Below are 18,085 nucleotides of genomic sequence, written 5' to 3' on the forward strand. Positions count from 1 at the left end.
TTAGTTAAACCAGTTGTCTAGCCAGTCACTCAATGTTCTGCCGCCACCACAGCGGCGAAAATCTTGTGGCTCGGTACCAGATAAGAATGGCACGACCATCGCCGACTCACAGCCTTCACTGGTTCGATACCCCATTACCGGGTCGACCCAGTGGTACTCAATGCCACTTGGCACATCGACGGTAAGCGGCTGTGGGACAAGGCTGTCTAGTACATGCGTCCAGATTGGCAAAGCGCCACTGGAGCCGGTAAATGGTGTCGCTCGGTTATCATCATAGCCTACCCAGTTAACCATCAAAAAGTTGCCACTCCAGCCAGCGAACCAAGCATCACGCTGATCATCTGTGGTGCCCGTTTTACCTTGTAAGTTGAGTGACTCAGGCAGCAAATTATAAGCTGAGTTACCCGTTCCTTCGCGCATAACCATTTGCATTGCATAATGCAAAAGGTGTACGGCTTGCTCGTCCACTCGCCGTTGCGGGTCGTTGCGATACTGGGTGAGCAATTGGCCTTGCACGTTGAGCACCCCCCGAATTGCAGTCAGCGGTGAATGGTAGCCATCATTAGCGATGGTTTGATACATACTAGCTACTTCTAGCGGCGATAGTTCCACAGCACCTAATAACACCGATGGCACGCGTGGAATGTCACGCTGCACGCCTAGCGCTTGTAGCGTATCAAAAACCGCTGGCAACCCTACCTCCATGCCTAACCTAGCGGTCGCTTGGTTATATGACTTGGCTAATGCTTGATACAAGGGCACTACCCCATGGCTTATATTGTCGTAGTTTTGCGGCTCCCAAGTGCCCCCTTCCGGTAAGCTAATGCTGATTGGTTCATCAGCGATTGGGCTAATTAATGTATGATTTGGCCGGGCCAGTGCAGCGAGATAAACCGCGGGTTTAATCACCGAGCCGACCTGGCGGCGCATATCTACCACCCGATTAAAACCAGCTAAACCAGGCTGTCGATCACCCAACGCCGCAAGTACTTCACCAGTATGAGGTTGCGTCACCACCAGTGCGGTTTGTGGTGGTTCGGCTAAATTCTTTTGCCTAGCAAGGCGCTCTAGCTGCTCAGCTACCCGTGTTTGGGCAGTTTCTTGCAACCAAGGGCGGAAGGTTGTGTAGACTTTTAGGCCTTCGCTATGTAGTTGGGCTTTATCGTAGTCAGCCTGAAGTTGTTGCTGAACAATATCCATAAAGGCTGGATAACCGCCACTGCGGCGCTGAATATTAAGCGCCAGCGGTTTGGCGATGGCTTGTTGATACGCAGCTTGATCAATCACGCCTTCACTGAGCATTACACCGAGTACCACGTCTCGACGAGCCTTAGCTCGTTGAGGTGAGCGAACAGGATTATAGACAGACGGGCCTTTAACCATACCGATTAACAACGCTTGCTCGGCAATGTCGAGTTCGTTAACTGGTTTGGCAAACAAGTACTGTGACGCTAGGCCTATCCCATGAATCGCCCGATTACCATCTTGCACGAGAAACACCTCATTAAGGTAGGTTTGCATGATGGTTTGTTTGTCGAAGCGAATCTCTAACGCAACGGCCATCAACGCTTCAATGGCTTTGCGGGTATAACTGCGCGTGGAATCTAAATATAAGTTTTTAACCAACTGTTGAGTAAGGGTGCTACCGCCTTGGGTGCGCGCGCCGGTTTGCATATTGACGATAAATGCACGCGCAATACCAACCGGAGACACTCCCATGTGCCACCAGAAGCTGCGATCTTCCACGGCAACTAAGCCATCAATCATGGTAGCTGGCACTTGCTCATATTGAATCAGCAGTCGGTCCTCACCTTGGCCTGGGTAGATGTTGCCAATCTCAACAGGCTCTAGTTGTGCATAACCCGAATCATCTGGTGTTACCACTCGCGTCATACGTTGGCCCACAAAGTCGATAATCAGCTCTTTGCCTGCCTGTTGCCCATTTAAGCCAACAAAAGGCCGGCTCACAAGGTGCATACGCGTGCCGCGAAGCTGGTACTCTCCTGGACTATCTGGCTGATCAACCGACCGATAACCACGATGGTTCAACGCCCATAATAAATGGTCTTTGGCGATGTCGGCACCGGCATAAAGTTCAACGGGTGCTGAATACACCCGCGCTGGCAGGTCCCAAAGACGCCCCTTGAACTGTCCTACCACTTCAATATAGAAATAGAGAAAGACGATAAAAAACGGCACCGCGACCACCGCTAATGCTTTACCAAGGCGTTTCAACCACCGACGCTTGGTTGGGCTGGGCTTCTTCGAATTGGTCTTTTGGCCGCGTTTACTCGCCGCACGCTGGCGATCAGCCGATGATTTTTTATTCGAGCCAGTGGTACGCTTGCTAGCAGACGTTGTGCCTTTTTTCCTAGCACGAGTTTGGTTAGGCTGAGTGGGCTTTTTCTTACCTGCAGCAGCCGGTTTTGAGCCAGACTTTTTCGTAGCAGTCGATTTACTAGCAGTCGATGATGATTGTTTGCTCGCGGGCATGGTGATTACAGCTTGGAGAAAGATAGGCACATGGTACCCTAGCAAACTCGATTTGGCGAAGTGATGATGACAACAGTTAACGGTTACGCCCACCTACTCTTTGATCAACAATACAAACTCCAAAGCCATGACATAACTGCCATGGGTTACACGCCAGGGGAGCAGTACTTTTTGCCCACGCCAGCTGCCATACCGGGTAAACAGTTAGGCCGTGCGCTTGCTGGCTCCCTGATCAATTCGATGGTCATAATGGTGCAGTTAGGAATCCCTTGCCAACTTATTAGCTGTCGCCATCAAGAAGACCATGAAGCAGAAGAAATTTTGCGCCACCATAACCTGCAACATCACCTAGCGCTCAGTACCCAAGCGACTGGCGAGTGCAATATCTTAATTGATGAACATGGCGAGCGAACCATGTTGGCTTGCGTGGGTGCTGCCAGTGAGTTGCAGGCAAGCCAATTGAGGAAGGATGCTGCATTGCAACTGCTAGAAGGGTACTTGGCCAACTTCCAGACAGGGGCGGAATTATTAGTTGCTGCGAAGGACTTACCGTTTGCCTTAACCCTTGGTCATCATGGCCTAGTGCAACAGCACCTAGCGCTATTCCAGCAGCTCTATGATGCCAAACCAAGGTATTTGATGGGCAATTTGGCGGAGTTTAATGCTCTACTAGGCACTAATAATATCAATGATGTGATCAACAGAGTGCAACAAGATGGTATTACGGCTCTGATTTCAAATGGTCAACATGGTGCGGTTTCAGTGGTCGACGGCGAGCATTATGAGCAAGCGGCAATGGCCGTTGCTGTGCAGGATACCACTGGCGCAGGCGATGCACTGGCCGGCGCCTGGCTAGCAGCATGTTTGTCCGGCGCATCACCACAATCAGCCTTGCGAGCGGCTGTGTATGCCGCTGCTAAAGTGGTGAGTCAAGTCGGCCCCAGACTGGCTAGCAATCATGTTGAGCATGTCGTCGCTTTGTTGCGAGAATAAGGTTTCAAGCGCCATTTGTGGCAGGAGCGCGACTCTATGCTCAGCCAATACACTTCGCAAGTCGGCTTGTACTGAATCGGCGAATAATACAATGGGTGGATCGCTCGCCAAACGGCGTAACTCGGCAATGGCCGATAGAGTTTGCCAGTTAAGGGGGGCGGCGAGAATTATCCACGCCACTTGATGCACACTGACGACTTCAATGGCTGCATCCCACTCACTAGCGCGATACATCACCCAAGTTGGCCGGTCGCGATGCAGAAGGTCAGTGAGCCGCTCTGCAACCGTGCCAATATCACTATAAACGAGACAACCAGACATCTTAACCGCCTCACCGCTGTTTTATTAACAAATAGCAGTGCCCAGCGGCTTTCGACAGCAGAGGTGACAATTGGATACAAATCAACGCAATAGTGACAACGCTTCGTCTAACCTTGTTACAGCATTTATCGTTAACCCTGCTACACCTTGCTTAGGCATATTACCTTTCGGCACGATGGCATGGGTAAAACCGTGTTTGGCCGCTTCATTTAGCCGCTCTTGGCCATTGGGCACTGGCCGAATTTCACCTGATAAACCAACTTCGCCAAATACACAAAGCTGCTGATCTAAGGGTTTATCGCGCAAACTAGATAAAACCGCCAATAACATGGCTAAGTCAGATGACGTTTCATTGACGCGCATACCACCAACCAGATTAATAAACACATCCTGATCACCGGTGAATACACCCGCATGGCGATTCAACACCGCCAGCAGCATGGTCAAGCGATTGGTATCCAAGCCCACCGTGACTCGCTTAGGGTTGCCATAATGGCTTTCATCAACCAAGGCTTGCAGCTCAATTAGAATTGGCCGTGTGCCTTCCCAAGCCACTGTCACCAAGCTTCCGGGTGCTGGTTTTTCATGCTGATTTAGAAAGATTGCACTCGGGTTGGCAACTTCTTTTAAGCCGTACTCCATCATGGCAAACACACCGAGCTCATTTACCGCGCCAAAACGGTTTTTAATTGCTCGCAGGGTGCGAAACCTTGAGTCACCAGAGCTTTCTAACATGACCGAGGCATCGATCATGTGCTCGAGCACTTTCGGCCCAGCTAGGCTGCCATCTTTGGTGACATGGCCAACCAATAACAGCACAGTGCCAGTGGCTTTGGCATACTGAGTTAATAACGCGGCCGATTCACGTACTTGGCTAACACTGCCAGGCGCCGATTCAACGGTTTCAACATGTACCACCTGAATGGAGTCGATCACCAAGATTTTTGGTTGCACGTCGTTGCAGGTTTGTAGAATTTGCTCCACCGAGGTTTCAGCGAGCGCATTAAGCTGATCGGTTGGTAAGCGCAAGCGTTTAGCACGCATAGCAACCTGCTGTAGCGACTCTTCGCCAGTGACATAAAGCACCGACTGTTCAGCCGCTAACTTGCAAGTTGTTTGCAGCAAAATCGTTGATTTTCCCGCCCCTGGGTGACCACCGATCAAAATAGCAGAGCCCGGCACGAGCCCACCACCCAGCACCCGATCTAGTTCACCAATACCAGTGTGAATGCGCTGTTTCTCATCCAGCGATACATCACTAAGTTTGGCGATTGTACTGAGCTGGCCAGCAAAACCTTGTTTACGCGCTTGTGCCACGGTGGCCTTGCCAGGGCGAAACTCGGTGATGGTATTCCACGCTTTGCACTCACTACACTGACCTGCCCACTTGGCAAACTCAGCACCACAGTCAGTGCAAACAAATTGGACTTTGCTTTTGGCCATGACTTAGCTCTGGTGATATTGCGGTGACAGCTCTACCACCGCTTCAAAAAATGCCTTAGCATGCTCAGGGTCTACCTCTGGCGTCACCCCATGCCCAAGGTTAAAAATATGCCCCGTGCCATGGCCATAGCCTTTAAGGATGCGCACCACTTCGGCACGTATTTGCTCTGGTTTGGCGTACAAGACTGCTGGGTCCATATTGCCTTGCAAAGCGACTCGATCGCCTACCCGCGCTCGTGCTTGACTAATATCTGTCGTCCAATCCAACCCGAGCGCATCCGCACCTGTATCGGCCATCACTTCTAGCCACTGACCGCCACCTTTAGAGAACAATATCACTGGGACATCTGGGTATTTTGCTTTAATCGCCGAAACTGACTTTTGCATGGCCGCCAACGAGAACTTTTCATAGGCATCGTGCGACAGCGCCCCACCCCAGGAATCAAAAATTTGCACGGCCTGACAACCTGCTTCAATTTGCGCCAGTAAATAATCTGTCACTGCATCGGCTAGTTTGTCTAGCAACAACAGCATGGCTTCAGGGTCGTTGTATAGCATGGCCTTGGCGTTGCGGAAATCTTTGCTAGAGCCCCCTTCAATCATATAGGTCGCTAGCGTCCAAGGGCTGCCCGAAAATCCGATTAATGGCAGGTCGTTATTGAGCTCAGCCGAGATGGTGCGCACCGCATTCATCACATAGCCAAGGTCAATGTTAACGTCCAACTTTGGCAATGCCGCAACATCGGCCGCAGTTTTAATGGTGGAAGTAAACTTAGGCCCTTCACCGGTTTCAAAATACAGGCCAAGCCCCATGGCATCGGGAATGGTGAGAATATCGGAAAACAGAATAGCGGCATCTAACGGATAGCGGCGCAGCGGCTGCATGACCACTTCACACGCCAGATCGGCATTCTTACATAAATCCATAAAACTGCCGGCTTCGGCGCGCGTTGCACGATACTCCGGCAAATAACGCCCCGCTTGGCGCATCATCCACACTGGTGTGCGATCAACAGGCTGGCGACGTAGGGCACGTAAGAAACGATCATTTTTCAGCGTCATGCTGGCTCCAACTGCAACAGTATAATTTTGACGTATTGTGCCAGTTTAGCTAAAAGAAGGGAAAAGCGGTTTGGTAATAAAAATGGCTCGCTAGGAATCCCTAGCGAGCCATGACTTCTTAAATAATGTTGAACACAACATCGTCTCGGTACGTAGAATCACCGGACTCAAGTGAAAGGTTACAGCTCACACTTTCACCCACTGCTGCGTCTGCTTTTGCTTTAAATGTAATAGCAAACAGATGGGGAGACTTCTGATAAACATCAGGAACAACTGCATTCGCTATTTCGGCCTCAACATCGCCATCACATTCAGCAGTGACAGTTGTTCCTGCAGGCGGAATATGACTTTCAATTGCTGTTCCGTCCAAACCAACACCTTTTACATCCCCAAGTGAGTATGTGTATTCCACTTCACTACCTGCAGCCAAGTCTTGACTACTCAACCCTGGGGTTAACTGTGTTAACACTAACAATGTAGATGATTCGATAATCCTGAGATTGCTTGAAAGCCATGCATCTTGACCACAACCAGGTGACTGAGCGTCGTCAGCGCAATGGTGACCATAATAATCAGCAAATAAACTAGTTGGAGACTGATCCTGATTCACATCGTAGTAATACTCGGTTGCATAGATTGGCTTGTTATTCGTGTAAACAGGCGGTTTATAACGGTATTCATAGGAAGTGACAACGCCATCATTATTGAGATCGTTGAATGGCTCACCCCAAGATGTGAAGCGCTCTCCGTTATCATAAAGAGGGTTATTTATATCGCCTTTGGTTGTATTTTCAAATGGATTCGAACCAGCTGTAAACGCCAGAACCGATACATCTCCTTCGTATGTATCGGTCATATTCTCCTCTGGGCCACTATACCAAGTAACAGAACATTGACCGCCAGTTGTAAAACAAATAGCAAACCGGTCTTTAGCATCGCCGTTTGAGATTGTATCAATTGCAGGATCATCACCCACTATATACCCAGCACTAGCCTTAAACATAACCATAGTGCCATCAGGTACTGAAGTTTTATTTTTTGTTGTAACCGTAGCAGTAATTACCGACGTTACGTTTGTTAGGTGCCAGCTCCCTGGATTTTGTGGAACTGCATCAATGCCCATTAGGTAAGGAGTATCGTTTATACCTATGGTTGCTGTAGCTGGATCCTCAGATCCGCTTCCATCGCCACCAATAACAATCGGCGCATCACTATCGGTGCCGTCACCAGAAGCATCTCCTGGTGCATCTCCGCCCGCTGCAGGCGTATCATCTGTGACTTCTTCACTTACTGGCTGACACGCAGCAAGCACAATCGTTGAGGCCAGTGCGGCCATGGTCCAGAGTCGTTTGCTCATCCTAGATTCCTTCAAACGTTTATTGTCTTCTTGCCCACGGCTGAAGTGATTTCAGTCCGCTAGGGAGTTCCTCGATAGCCGCTAGCGCTTGTTGGCGGTCGGCGTATCCTTGTTCCGTTAGTACAACGTACCACGGCTTGCCATCACGTTCTGTTTGTTCAACGTAAAGCGAGATTTGAGTATTTTGCTGCTGTAAAAATTGTTCGGCGCTATCTTGCTCCCAGCTGCCAAAAAACTGCAACCGATACGCCGCTGGTATTGGGGTTGCTTGCGCGACAACGGCTGTTGTCGTGTTGTTTTCAGGCGCTTGGGTTGGTGCCTGAGTAGGCGATTGCACAGGTGCTTGGGTTGGTAAAACACTTGCTTGTACGGTTACCTGCTCTAGCACAGGTGTAGCCAAAGGCGCCGCTTTTGCGGCTTCTAGCTCAGCGGCCGCGGCTTGTAATCGTTCGCGCACGCTCAGCACTGAGCTGACTTGCACAACTGGCGTCGCTACCAGCGGAGTGGCGATTGGCTGTGGATTAATGGCCACTTCCGTTGGTGGTGGTTCAACTTGGTTAAACTGCCATAAAAAGCTGACGATGACCAAAGCCAGTACGGCCGTGCCAGCAGCTAAATGTGGCCAAGGTATACGCTTAGTGCTCGCAACCGGCTGGCCAACTTGTTTCACCAAATGCTGGCGCACGAGTGCATTCAACTGGCCAGGCCAGCCATCACTGGCGGCAACAAGTTTGTGCAAGGTTTTATTATCTAGTGGCACACCCTCGGGCACGCCAGCGGCGCGGAAGTATTCACCTAGGTAGCGTGTTGCTTCCTGCAAGTCCATCGGCTCTAAAGCAAGCTCATATAAGGGCAGTACCGACTTTGCCAACGGCTTGCTATCTAAGCGCGTAAAGACCAAGCGCAGGCCATTCTGGCGAAACTTGGTAAGCAGTGCGATGGTAATTTCATCTAGCGCTTGCGCATCATCCACTAATAAAATCGGCGCTTGTTCTTGGTCGTTGATAAAACCTACCAAGGCTCTGCCGGCGTGCGCATAACCTTCAAGGTTGAAGGCATCTGCTAGCCAATTATCAATCGATTCAGGTTGCTCGGCGAAGCGCTTAGCTGGCAACATCACAACTTGGTGTTCAACTGCCAATTGATCAAACAGCTGGCGCAGCAGGGTCGATTTACCGGCCTTAGCTGGGCCAGTAATGACTGGCACCATTTCGGCAAACTCCGCCATTTGCAGAGTTTGTTCAAGCAGTTCCGCTCGCCCAGACACAGCGCAAAACAACTGGCCAGCATCGCCACTGAACGGATCCAGGGTCATACCGAAGTAGTCGAGATAGTTGCTCTGCACTGAGTCGCTCCCTTATTTATTGTTATGGCTTAAGCGATGGTTTCGTCCAGTGTCGCATTCAATTGCGCAGCTGAAAAGTCTGCTGTGACGGTGGCCTTACCGAGCTGTTCGAGCAGCACTAAACGCAGCGTTCCGTCGATCACTTTTTTGTCGACGGCCATGTACTTAAGGAACTCATCACGCGTCATAGCTGGCGGCTTAACCGGTAGTTTACAAATTTCAAATAACGCTTGAGTGCGATCAATCACTGTTTGATCAATCCAACCTAAGCGCTTTGATAAGTCTAACGCTTGCATGGTACCCGCTGCGACCGCTTCGCCATGCAGCCATTGACCATAACCCATATGGGCTTCGATGGCATGACCAAAGGTGTGACCTAGATTCAGCCAAGCACGTATTCCCTGCTCGGTTTCATCTTTGGCCACTACTTCGGCTTTAATTTCACAAGCGCGTTGAATGGCATAAATACAGGCATCCAAATCAAGCGCCATCATTTTTGCCGCATTGGCTTCAAGCCAAGCAAAAAAATCAGCGTCATAGATCAAGCCATATTTGATGACCTCAGCCATGCCCGCACTCAGCTCTCGTTCTGGCAAGGTGCGGAACACATGCGGATCAATCAGTACCGCTTGCGGCTGCTTAAAAGCGCCAATCATGTTTTTGCCAAGCGGGTGGTTAACACCAGTTTTGCCTCCCACCGAACTGTCTACTTGCGACAGCAAAGTAGTAGGCACTTGAATAAAGTTAACACCACGCTGGTAAGCGGCGGCGGCAAAGCCCGTCATATCCCCAACTACCCCACCACCTAATGCAATAAGTGTGGTCTTACGGCTATGGCGCTTCTCAATTAAGGCAGTCAGAATTTGATTAAAGTGCTCTAAGTCTTTATATGCTTCGCCGTCTGGCAGTATCACCACATCAGCGGTGAACGGTAGTGCGGCTTGCAATGCATCAAGATACAAGGGCGCAATGGTTTCGTTGGTAACAATCATGGCTTGGTTACCATGAATATACGGAGCCAGTTTGTCCTTTTGGTTTAATGAAGCAGGCTCGATAAAAATTGGGTAACTACGTTCACCCAAATCAACATTAGTGATTGCCATGTAATCCTCGAATTATTTCTTCTACAACGGCCTCGGGCGTTAGTACATCCGTGCTAACGGTAATATCGGCAACATCTTGGTACCAAGGCTCACGCTTGGCAAGCAAATCGGTTAACACTTGCTCGGGATTGTCGGTTTGCAGCAATGGCCGGTTTTTATCGGCGGCGGTGCGAGCAAGCTGGGTTGCAACACTGGTTTGCAAGTAAACCACTTGCGCGTATTTGCGCAGCATTTTACGGTTCGCGTCACGGCCAACAATGCCACCACCGGTGGCCAGCACCATATCGCCCTGCTCAAGCAACTCAAATAATGTTTGCTGCTCGCGTTCGCGAAAGCCCTTTTCCCCTTCAATATCAAAAATCCAAGGAATAGAAGCGCCTGCTCGCTCTTCAATTTCTTTGTCACTATCAACAAAAGGCCGGCTGAGTCGTTCTGACAGCAGCCGGCCAATTGTGCTTTTGCCGGCCCCCATGGGGCCGACTAATGCTATGGTCGTTAACGCCATGTTTTACTCGTTAGATGATTCGATCAAGCGCGGTGTAATAAAGATTAACAACTCGCTCTTGCTATTCTCGGAACTAGTTTTGCGGAATAGATTACCAATGATTGGCAAATCACCCAATAGCGGAGTTTTGACCTCGCTCGAAGATTCGACCGTTTCATAGATGCCACCCAGTACAATGGTCTGACCATCGTTAACCAATGCCGACGTTTTCACCTCATTACGGTTAATCACCGGACCAGCGAGAGTATCTTCACCTTTTGAGTCTTTATTGATGATCAAATCCATCGAGATGCGACCATCTGGCGTGATACGAGGGCTAACATCTAACGATAGCGCTGCGTCTCGGAACTCAATGCCATCAGACGTAGCATATGGAATCTGCGTACCAGACAAGATGCTTGATGTACCACCGTCGGTTGCAATCACTTTAGGCTGCGACATCACTTCACCATTACCTGAACCTTCTAGCGCCGAGAGTTCAAGTTCGATGAGGTAGTTGCTTGCCTCGTTAATAAAGCCAACTGCAAAGCTTGAAGGTGAACCCAAAGCAGAGGTTGCAGGCAGGTCAACGAATAGTGAGTCTGGCGCGCCCAAACCTGATGCATCACCAGCACCTAGCAGACCACTTACGCCTTCCAACGAGCCTGTACCAGCACCGATCACACCACCGGCTTGACCAACAGAGCCTGCACCCCAGCGCACACCAAGAGAGCTAGCGGCATTTTCGTTGGCTCGTACAACTCGGGCTTCAATCATTACTTGGCGCACAGGAATATCGAGAATCGCCATCGCTGAGCGAACCTTTTCGATGTTCTGTGGAATGTCGTTAACAATAAGCGTGTTAGTACGCTGATCAAACGTCACCGAGCCACGCTGCGACAGAATAGACGCCGTTTCTGATGAGATGATATTCGAGATATCTTGCGCTTTGGCATAGTTCACTTGAATAAAGTCGGTTTGCAGCGGTGCAAGCTCTTCAGTTTGCACATTCGCTTCTAGTTCAAGCTTTTCACGCGCAGCAATCTCTTCTGCTGGCGCAACCATGATGACATTGCCTTCTTGGCGCGAGTCTAGGCCAGATACTTTTAACACCAACTCTAGTGCTTGATCCCAAGGCACATTGTCGAGCTTCATCGTGATATTGCCCTGAACCGTCTCAGACACAACTAGGTTAAAGCCAGCTTTTTGCGCAAGTACGGTTAATGCAGAACGCACTTCGATGGTTTGGAAGTTATAGGTTACGCGCTCACCATCGTATGGGAAACGCGCTTCGCGCTTGGCTTCTGCTTCAGCGCGGGTGAGCGGCTTCACATCGATGCTTAGCACATCACCTGTCTGGTAGGCGGCATACTCATAAACGCCTTCTGGCTCAATAACAAAGCGGGCACCATTTGGCTGATTGAATGGTGAGATAAACCGAACCGCGGTCGCAAAGTCTGTTACATCAATACGGCGCGACAGCTCTTCCGGCAGTGCATAACCAGGTACTTCGACAACAATCTGATCACCACGATCGTCAATGCGGGCATCGGCGGCTGAGTTGCTAAAGCGAATCAAGACACGACCTAGACCGTTTTCACCACGACGGAAATCAATATCCGCTACTTCACGCACCGCACGATTGGCTGAAGAGGTGCGAGTTGGTGCACTACCGACTAAATCGATTTGTGGGTTATCAACGGTTGGCTGAGTTGAGGCTGGCACAGCGCGGCCTTCACCAATGTTGATAATTAACTGGTTGCCTTCAGTTGTTACCGTATGCGGCACTAGCTGAGTAAGATTAAACACCACACGCGTGCGCTCACCAGCTGAGATAACCGTTGCTGAGCGAGTATTGCCACGCGAAATAGTGTGGTAACGGTCTACACCCTCGGCGACGGTATCGGTTAAATCCACCGAAATGCGCGCTGGGCTCTCAATGGCATAGCTATCCGCCTCTGGTGCAGGCCCGTCGAATACCAATACCGCTTCAACCTTATCACCAGGTTGCGAGGTAAACTGGATATCTGTCATGGTGACAGCCCATGCATTCACGGCTAACAGCAGCGAAGATATGCAAGCTAGCCATCCAAACTTCTTATATTTCTGTTGCATTGGCGAGTTCCTCATCGCTTGATCCCCACTATTGTTCCGCCATTGATACCGTGCGTGGCCGTTCAATCCAGCCGCCCTGTCCATTCGGGACAATCTCACGTAATTCAAGTTGTGTTTCGTTTATGCCGACAACGCGGCCGTTGTTTTGACCCAAATAATTACCGCGACGAATACTGTGCACGATACCGGATGGATCTAGTACCAAGGCTTCCAGCGCGCCGCCTTCAAGGGCAATCGTACCAACCATTCTTAACGACTCTATTCGATAGTCCTCAAGTGGCTCCTTGGCACGGTTGCTGTCTGGTCGCACGCCTTGGCTGTTAATACTTTGAATGATATCTGCCACCGATTGCTTAGGCATAAAAGGTGAGCGATCTTCAAACGACTGATACTGATACGCGATTGGCTCAGGAAACTCAGGCAATGGCTTCACTGGTGGTGCACTGAGTGTCTGCACTTCTCGTGAATAAGCCTGCAAGTCTGAGATATCTGTTTCAGCACAACCAGACAAAATACTTACTGCCGACAGGGTCAGTATAGCGGGTACTAAGCGTTTCACTGTCCTGTCTCCTTATAACGGTAGGTTTTGGCTTGCATGGTAACGCGTAACTTCTCTGGTGAACTATCACCTTCGCGGGCAATACTAAAGTCGTGCAGTGTCACAATGCGGGGTTCGCGTGCGACTGCCGATATGAAGTTACCCACTTCATGATAACTACCCACCAGTTCAAGGTTGATTGGCTGCTCAAAGAACTCGTCACGCGAAACCGGCGAGCCAATGCGTTGGCTAATGAGCTCAAGGCCTGTTTGGCGGGCACTAAAACCTAGACTGCTGTTGAGCTCACTGATTTCCGATTCAGTCGGCAAGCGCTTTTTAAGCACTTCAAACTGCTCTTCTACTTGCTCTTTTTGACGCTCGTATTCTTCTAGGTTGGCTGCCTGACCAGCTTTAATGCGCAAGGTATTCTTTTTCTGCACTTCCGCGGCTTGCTCACGCTCTAGTTGCGCCTGCTTGTCGCCAATTTGGAAGTAATAGGTGGCGCCTAATACCAAGGCAACAATTAAAATCAACGCGGTAACACGCACAACCGGCGGCCATACACCAAAGTTGCCCAAATCGTTGTTTGGATCGAATTTTTTAAAGCCGGCGAAAAAATCGGCTACTGGAGACTTCGCCATTATTCCTCCTCCTGCGCGGCTGGATTCACACGTTTGGCTTCCATAACAAATACACGGCCAACTTCGGCGCCTTGCGCGTCTAGCTCAGCACTACTTTCAGGTAGGGCAACTGAATCGAACAAGGTTGCTTGGCGCTCAAGATTGCGAATAAAAGCACTGATGTTAGGTGCTGAAGCAGCGCGGCCGTTCAGCGTGTAGGTGTTGCCCTGTAATCTAAAGCTAGTGAGATACACGTCTTCTGGAATGGCTTCAACCAATTCATCGAATGACTGCACAATTAGGGTTCGTTCGGCTTCTAGTGACTGAATCACTTCTACGCGCTGAATCAAGGCTTGCAGCTGGTCTTGCAGTTCGCGAATTTTAACGATTTTCTGATCCAAAATTGCGATCTGCTGATCCAAATAATTATTGCGCGCTTTTTGGGCATTAATCTGGCTGTCCATGTAACTTAGCCAGCCAAATGCCAACGCACCAGCAAACACCAGCGCACCGATCATCATTAAGATCATCTCTCGCGCCCGCTGCTTGCGGCGTTCCTCACGCCATGGGCGTAGGTTAATATTTGCCATCTTCAAAACTCCTTAGCGCCAAACCGCAGGCAATCATTAATGCAGGAGCATCATTGGTTAATGCTGTCACGTTGGCTTTCGACGATACCGCCATATTGGCAAATGGGTTCGCAACCACGGTACGTGGGCCAATTTTTTCTTCAATCAGTTCTGCTAAGCCAGGTAGCGACGATGTGCCGCCCGCCAACACTACCATGGCAACGTCATTAAAGTTTGTTGCAGCATAGAAGAACTGCAATGAACGTTGCACCTGCTGGACTACGTTTTCCATAAATGGCAACAACACTTCATCCTGGTAGTCATCTGGCAGTGCATTTTGCTTTTTGGCCAAACCAGCTTCCGCCACATTCATGCTGTAGCGGCGCATAATTTCTTCGGTTAACTGCTTACCACCGAACAATTGCTCACGCGTGTATAAGTTACGCGACCCCTGCAGTGCCGTTAACGTAGTAGTGGTGTGACCAATATCAACGATGGCAATTGGCAACTCGCTATCTAGATCAGCACCAAGATCGTCGGCGATTAATCGGAATGAGCGTTGCAGTGCTTCGGCTTCCAAATCTACTTCGTGGGCAATCAAGCCACCAAGTTCAAGACTGTCTTCACGCGATTCAACATCTTCGCTTTTGCAAGCTGCCAGCAACACTTCCACCATGCCATCATGGCTCTCTGACGGCCCTAGCACATCAAAGTCCAAGCGCACTTCTTCAAGTGGGAACGGAATGTACTGATCGGCTTCCAAGTTGATCTGTGTCTCCATCTCATCTTCATCGAGATCCTCCGACAACTCAATCAACTTAGTAATCACTGATGCCCCAGCAACCCCCACCGCGGCATTTTTGAGCTTGGTGCGCGATTTTTGCACAACCTTTGCAATCGCTTGCCCAACTGCCTCGGTTTCTTTGATGTCTTTTTCGGTTACAGCGCCTTCAGGCAGCGGTTCGAGCGCATAACTCTCAACTCGATAGCCACTGTTACTGCGACTGATTTCCAGCAGCTTAACGGACGTCGAACTAATATCGATGCCCAACATCATGTTATTTTTCTTTCTGAACCGCACGTCAAAGGCCCCGTTCATCAGTGATAAATGTATCTTGTAGTCCTTAGATTAAGTAGCGATTGCTACTAAGGTCAACATATATAAGGTCGATCCTTTTGCCAGACACCCCTATAATGGCGCTAACTTTTGACTAAGGCGAATAGTTTAATGCTTAGATTTCTTACTTTTCTGCGCGAGTTCGCACTCTTAGCCTTGCTATTATTATCAGGTTTTGCCATGACTTGCATGGCTGTTAGCATCTATTTAACGCCAACACTACCTGCCGTAGAGGCTTTGCAGGACTACCGACTCAGCCAACCACTGCGTATTTTTGCCGCCGACGGTGAATTATTAGCAGAATATGGCAACGAACGTCGTGACCCCGTCGACTTTGAGCAAATGCCTGCACAGTTTGTGCAAGCATTAACTGCTGTCGAGGATGCGCGCTTCGAAGAACACTTCGGCATGGATCCAATCGGCTTTGGCCGCGCAGCCCTAGGATACCTCACCGGTAACTATGTGGGAGGGGGTTCTACACTTACGCAACAAGTTGCCCGCAACTACTTCTTAAATAGAGAACAAACATTTACTCGCAAGTTCACCGAAATTTTGCTTGCTTTGCAAATGGAGCGCGAACTAAATAAAGCCGAAATATTTGAACTCTATGCAAACAAGCACTTCCTAGGCCACCGCGCCTATGGCATCGCTGCAGCAGCAAAAGTTTACTACAACCGAGACCTCGGTGATTTAACCCTGGCAGAGCTAGCGATGATTGCAGGTATGCACCAAGCCCCCTCTGCGGCTAATCCATTTACCAATGAAGCGCGTGCGCTGAAGCGTCGCAATCATGTACTAGATCGCATGCTTGAGGTAGGCCATATTAGTGCGGCAGCTCACCAAGCAGCCGTTAACACGCCCATCACGGCTACAAGAACTCGCACATCTTTGCAGTTCGAGGCGCCATACATAGCGGAAATGGTACGCTTAGAGCTGATTGACCGCTATGGTGAAGAACAGGTATATGCCAATGGCTACAATGTTTACACCAGCATTCACGCCGACAAACAAACTGCGGCAAATCAAGCGCTGCGCCAAGGCTTGATTGATTACTACGAGCGTCATGGCTATCGCGGCCCAGAAGCCAAACTCGATGCCATCACTGATATTTCAGTTGTTGAACAAGCGTTAGATGATCGCCCGAACGCTGAGCTTTTAGAAGCTGCTGTCGTCATGGCCGTTTCGGAAGAGAACTTCGCCGCTCGCCTTCGCAATGGCGAACAGGTGCTAGTTGCTCGCTCTGGCTGGGAATGGGCACGCCCGTTTATCAGTGATAATCGCCAAGGTCCAGCACCAGAATCAGCTTCGGACGTGGTCAGCGAAGGCGATGTCATTCGCCTGCGCAACACCAACAATGGTTGGCGTTTGGCGCAATTGCCAACCGCTGAAGGCGCGTTTGTTGCCATCGACCCAATGAATGGTGGCATTCTGGCGCTCTCTGGTGGTTATGACTATTCCTACAATCAGTTCAACCGGGTTATTCAAGCTACGCGCCAACCAGGCTCAACAGTGAAACCCTTTATCTATGCAGCAGCGCTAGCAGAAGGTCTAACAGCGGGTAGCATTATTAACGATGCACCAGTGATTTACAGTGATAGTTTGCTAGAGACCACTTGGCGACCTAGAAATGCCGGCGACTCATACTTGGGTCCCATTCCACTGCGCCAAGCCTTATACCAGTCTCGCAACGCCTCATCAGTGCGCGTACTCGAGCAAACGGGCATTCGCAATGCCGTTGACTACATGGCGAATTTTGGTTTCAACCCAGAAGACTTTGCGAAAGACTTATCCTTAGTACTAGGAACCAACAGCATGACACCACTAGAAGTGGTTCGTGGTTATGCTGTTTTTGCCAATGGTGGTTATTTAGTTGAGCCGTGGTTTATTGATCGAATTGAAGATCGATCGGGCAATATCGTTTATCAACATCGCCCATCGGAAGTATGCCAACGCTGTGACCAGCAAGCATTTAGCGAAGACCCGATCGCCCCGCAAGTAATCGACCCTCGTATTGCCTACATTATGGACAGCATACTGCAAGACACCGTGCAGCGCGGTACAGCGCGACGAGCGCTAGTTTTGGAGCGCGATGATCTAGCCGGTAAAACAGGTACTACGAATGATGGTGTTGACGCCTGGTTCACTGGCTACCACCCAGATATTGTCGCTTCTGTTTATGTTGGCTTCGATGAGGCCGAATCATTAGGTGCCAGCGAGTTTGGTAGCGTTACCGCCCTACCTATTTGGGTTGATTTTATGCGTGAAGCACTCGCCAATGTGCCAGAAAAGCAGCTCACCCAGCCATCAGGCCTAGTACGCCGCCACGTTAATCGCACAACTGGCGAGCTAACGCCGCGCAGTGACCAAGATGGTTATGATGAGTGGTTCCGCGAAGAAAACGCCCCGACCCAAACCAGGCAGGCACCACAAGCACCAACCAATAATGACGTCTTACCAATTTTTGGTGAGACGCCACTAGAAGCAACGCCAGCGCCTAGTGCCGACCCAATGTCACTGTTTTAGAG

General features: G+C 50.0%; 15 protein-coding genes. 2 read left to right on the forward strand and 13 right to left on the reverse strand.

The annotated features are described in order from the left end of the window. A complete protein-coding gene (gene mrcB / locus DUW71_RS02275; RefSeq protein WP_158583836.1) occupies window positions 1–2,523 on the reverse strand; it encodes a penicillin-binding protein 1B in 2,523 nt (840 codons plus the stop codon). Window positions 2,524–2,556: 33 nt separating this feature from the next. Between mrcB and DUW71_RS02280 the strand changes: the two genes are divergently transcribed. Beyond that, the gene (locus DUW71_RS02280) at window positions 2,557–3,486 is read left to right on the forward strand and encodes a carbohydrate kinase family protein (protein ID WP_119393619.1); all 930 of its coding nucleotides are present in this window, start codon (window positions 2,557–2,559) and stop codon (window positions 3,484–3,486) included. Here the strand turns inward: DUW71_RS02280 and DUW71_RS17545 are convergent. From DUW71_RS17545 to DUW71_RS02335, 12 genes are all read right to left on the reverse strand, one after another. Continuing rightward, a complete protein-coding gene (locus tag DUW71_RS17545; protein ID WP_158583837.1) occupies window positions 3,379–3,807 on the reverse strand; it encodes a hypothetical protein in 429 nt (142 codons plus the stop codon). The two genes, DUW71_RS02280 and DUW71_RS17545, sit on opposite strands and share 108 nt — an antisense overlap. 81 nt (window positions 3,808–3,888) lie before the next feature. Further along, window positions 3,889–5,250, reverse strand: a complete 1,362-nt coding sequence (radA, locus tag DUW71_RS02285) for a DNA repair protein RadA (protein WP_119393620.1) — start codon at window positions 5,248–5,250, stop codon at window positions 3,889–3,891. A 3-nt stretch (window positions 5,251–5,253) separates the two neighbouring features. After that, complete coding sequence (gene hemE, locus DUW71_RS02290) at window positions 5,254–6,312, reverse strand: uroporphyrinogen decarboxylase (RefSeq protein ID WP_119393621.1); 1,059 nt, start codon at window positions 6,310–6,312, stop codon at window positions 5,254–5,256. Between the two features lie 118 nt (window positions 6,313–6,430). Beyond that, a complete protein-coding gene (locus tag DUW71_RS02295) occupies window positions 6,431–7,669 on the reverse strand; it encodes a hypothetical protein (RefSeq protein ID WP_119393622.1) in 1,239 nt (412 codons plus the stop codon). Window positions 7,670–7,688: 19 nt separating this feature from the next. After that, entirely contained in the window at window positions 7,689–9,014 is a 1,326-nt protein-coding gene (locus DUW71_RS02300) for an AAA family ATPase (protein WP_119393623.1), read from the reverse strand. A gap of 29 nt (window positions 9,015–9,043) precedes the next feature. Continuing rightward, window positions 9,044–10,117, reverse strand: a complete 1,074-nt coding sequence (aroB, locus tag DUW71_RS02305; protein WP_119393624.1) for a 3-dehydroquinate synthase — start codon at window positions 10,115–10,117, stop codon at window positions 9,044–9,046. Further along, window positions 10,104–10,622 (reverse strand): shikimate kinase AroK, encoded by a 519-nt coding sequence (gene aroK / locus DUW71_RS02310; protein WP_119393625.1) that lies wholly within the window; start codon window positions 10,620–10,622, stop codon window positions 10,104–10,106. The genes aroB and aroK overlap by 14 nt, the downstream gene beginning before the upstream one ends. 3 nt (window positions 10,623–10,625) lie before the next feature. Beyond that, on the reverse strand, window positions 10,626–12,716 hold the full coding sequence (locus tag DUW71_RS02315; RefSeq protein ID WP_158583838.1) for a type IV pilus secretin PilQ: 2,091 nt from the start codon (window positions 12,714–12,716) through the stop codon (window positions 10,626–10,628). 28 nt (window positions 12,717–12,744) lie between these two features. Next, window positions 12,745–13,275: a pilus assembly protein PilP gene (locus DUW71_RS02320; RefSeq protein ID WP_119393627.1), complete on the reverse strand. Its 531-nt coding sequence runs from the start codon at window positions 13,273–13,275 to the stop codon at window positions 12,745–12,747. After that, a complete protein-coding gene (locus DUW71_RS02325; protein WP_119393628.1) occupies window positions 13,272–13,895 on the reverse strand; it encodes a type IV pilus inner membrane component PilO in 624 nt (207 codons plus the stop codon). Before DUW71_RS02325 ends, DUW71_RS02320 begins: the two co-directional genes overlap by 4 nt. Beyond that, window positions 13,895–14,464, reverse strand: coding sequence for a PilN domain-containing protein (locus tag DUW71_RS02330; RefSeq protein ID WP_119393629.1), 570 nt, complete (start codon window positions 14,462–14,464; stop codon window positions 13,895–13,897). The genes DUW71_RS02325 and DUW71_RS02330 overlap by 1 nt, the downstream gene beginning before the upstream one ends. Next, window positions 14,451–15,500, reverse strand: coding sequence for a pilus assembly protein PilM (locus DUW71_RS02335; protein WP_325048578.1), 1,050 nt, complete (start codon window positions 15,498–15,500; stop codon window positions 14,451–14,453). The genes DUW71_RS02330 and DUW71_RS02335 overlap by 14 nt, the downstream gene beginning before the upstream one ends. Before the next feature lie 171 nt (window positions 15,501–15,671). On the opposite strand from DUW71_RS02335, the gene DUW71_RS02340 reads away from it, so the two are divergent. Further along, on the forward strand, window positions 15,672–18,083 hold the full coding sequence (locus DUW71_RS02340; RefSeq protein ID WP_119393630.1) for a penicillin-binding protein 1A: 2,412 nt from the start codon (window positions 15,672–15,674) through the stop codon (window positions 18,081–18,083). Window positions 18,084–18,085 lie beyond the last annotated feature (2 nt).

The organism is Salinibius halmophilus (assembly GCF_003577475.1).
In the GTDB taxonomy this organism is placed as follows: Bacteria; Pseudomonadota; Gammaproteobacteria; order Pseudomonadales; family Natronospirillaceae; genus Salinibius; species Salinibius halmophilus.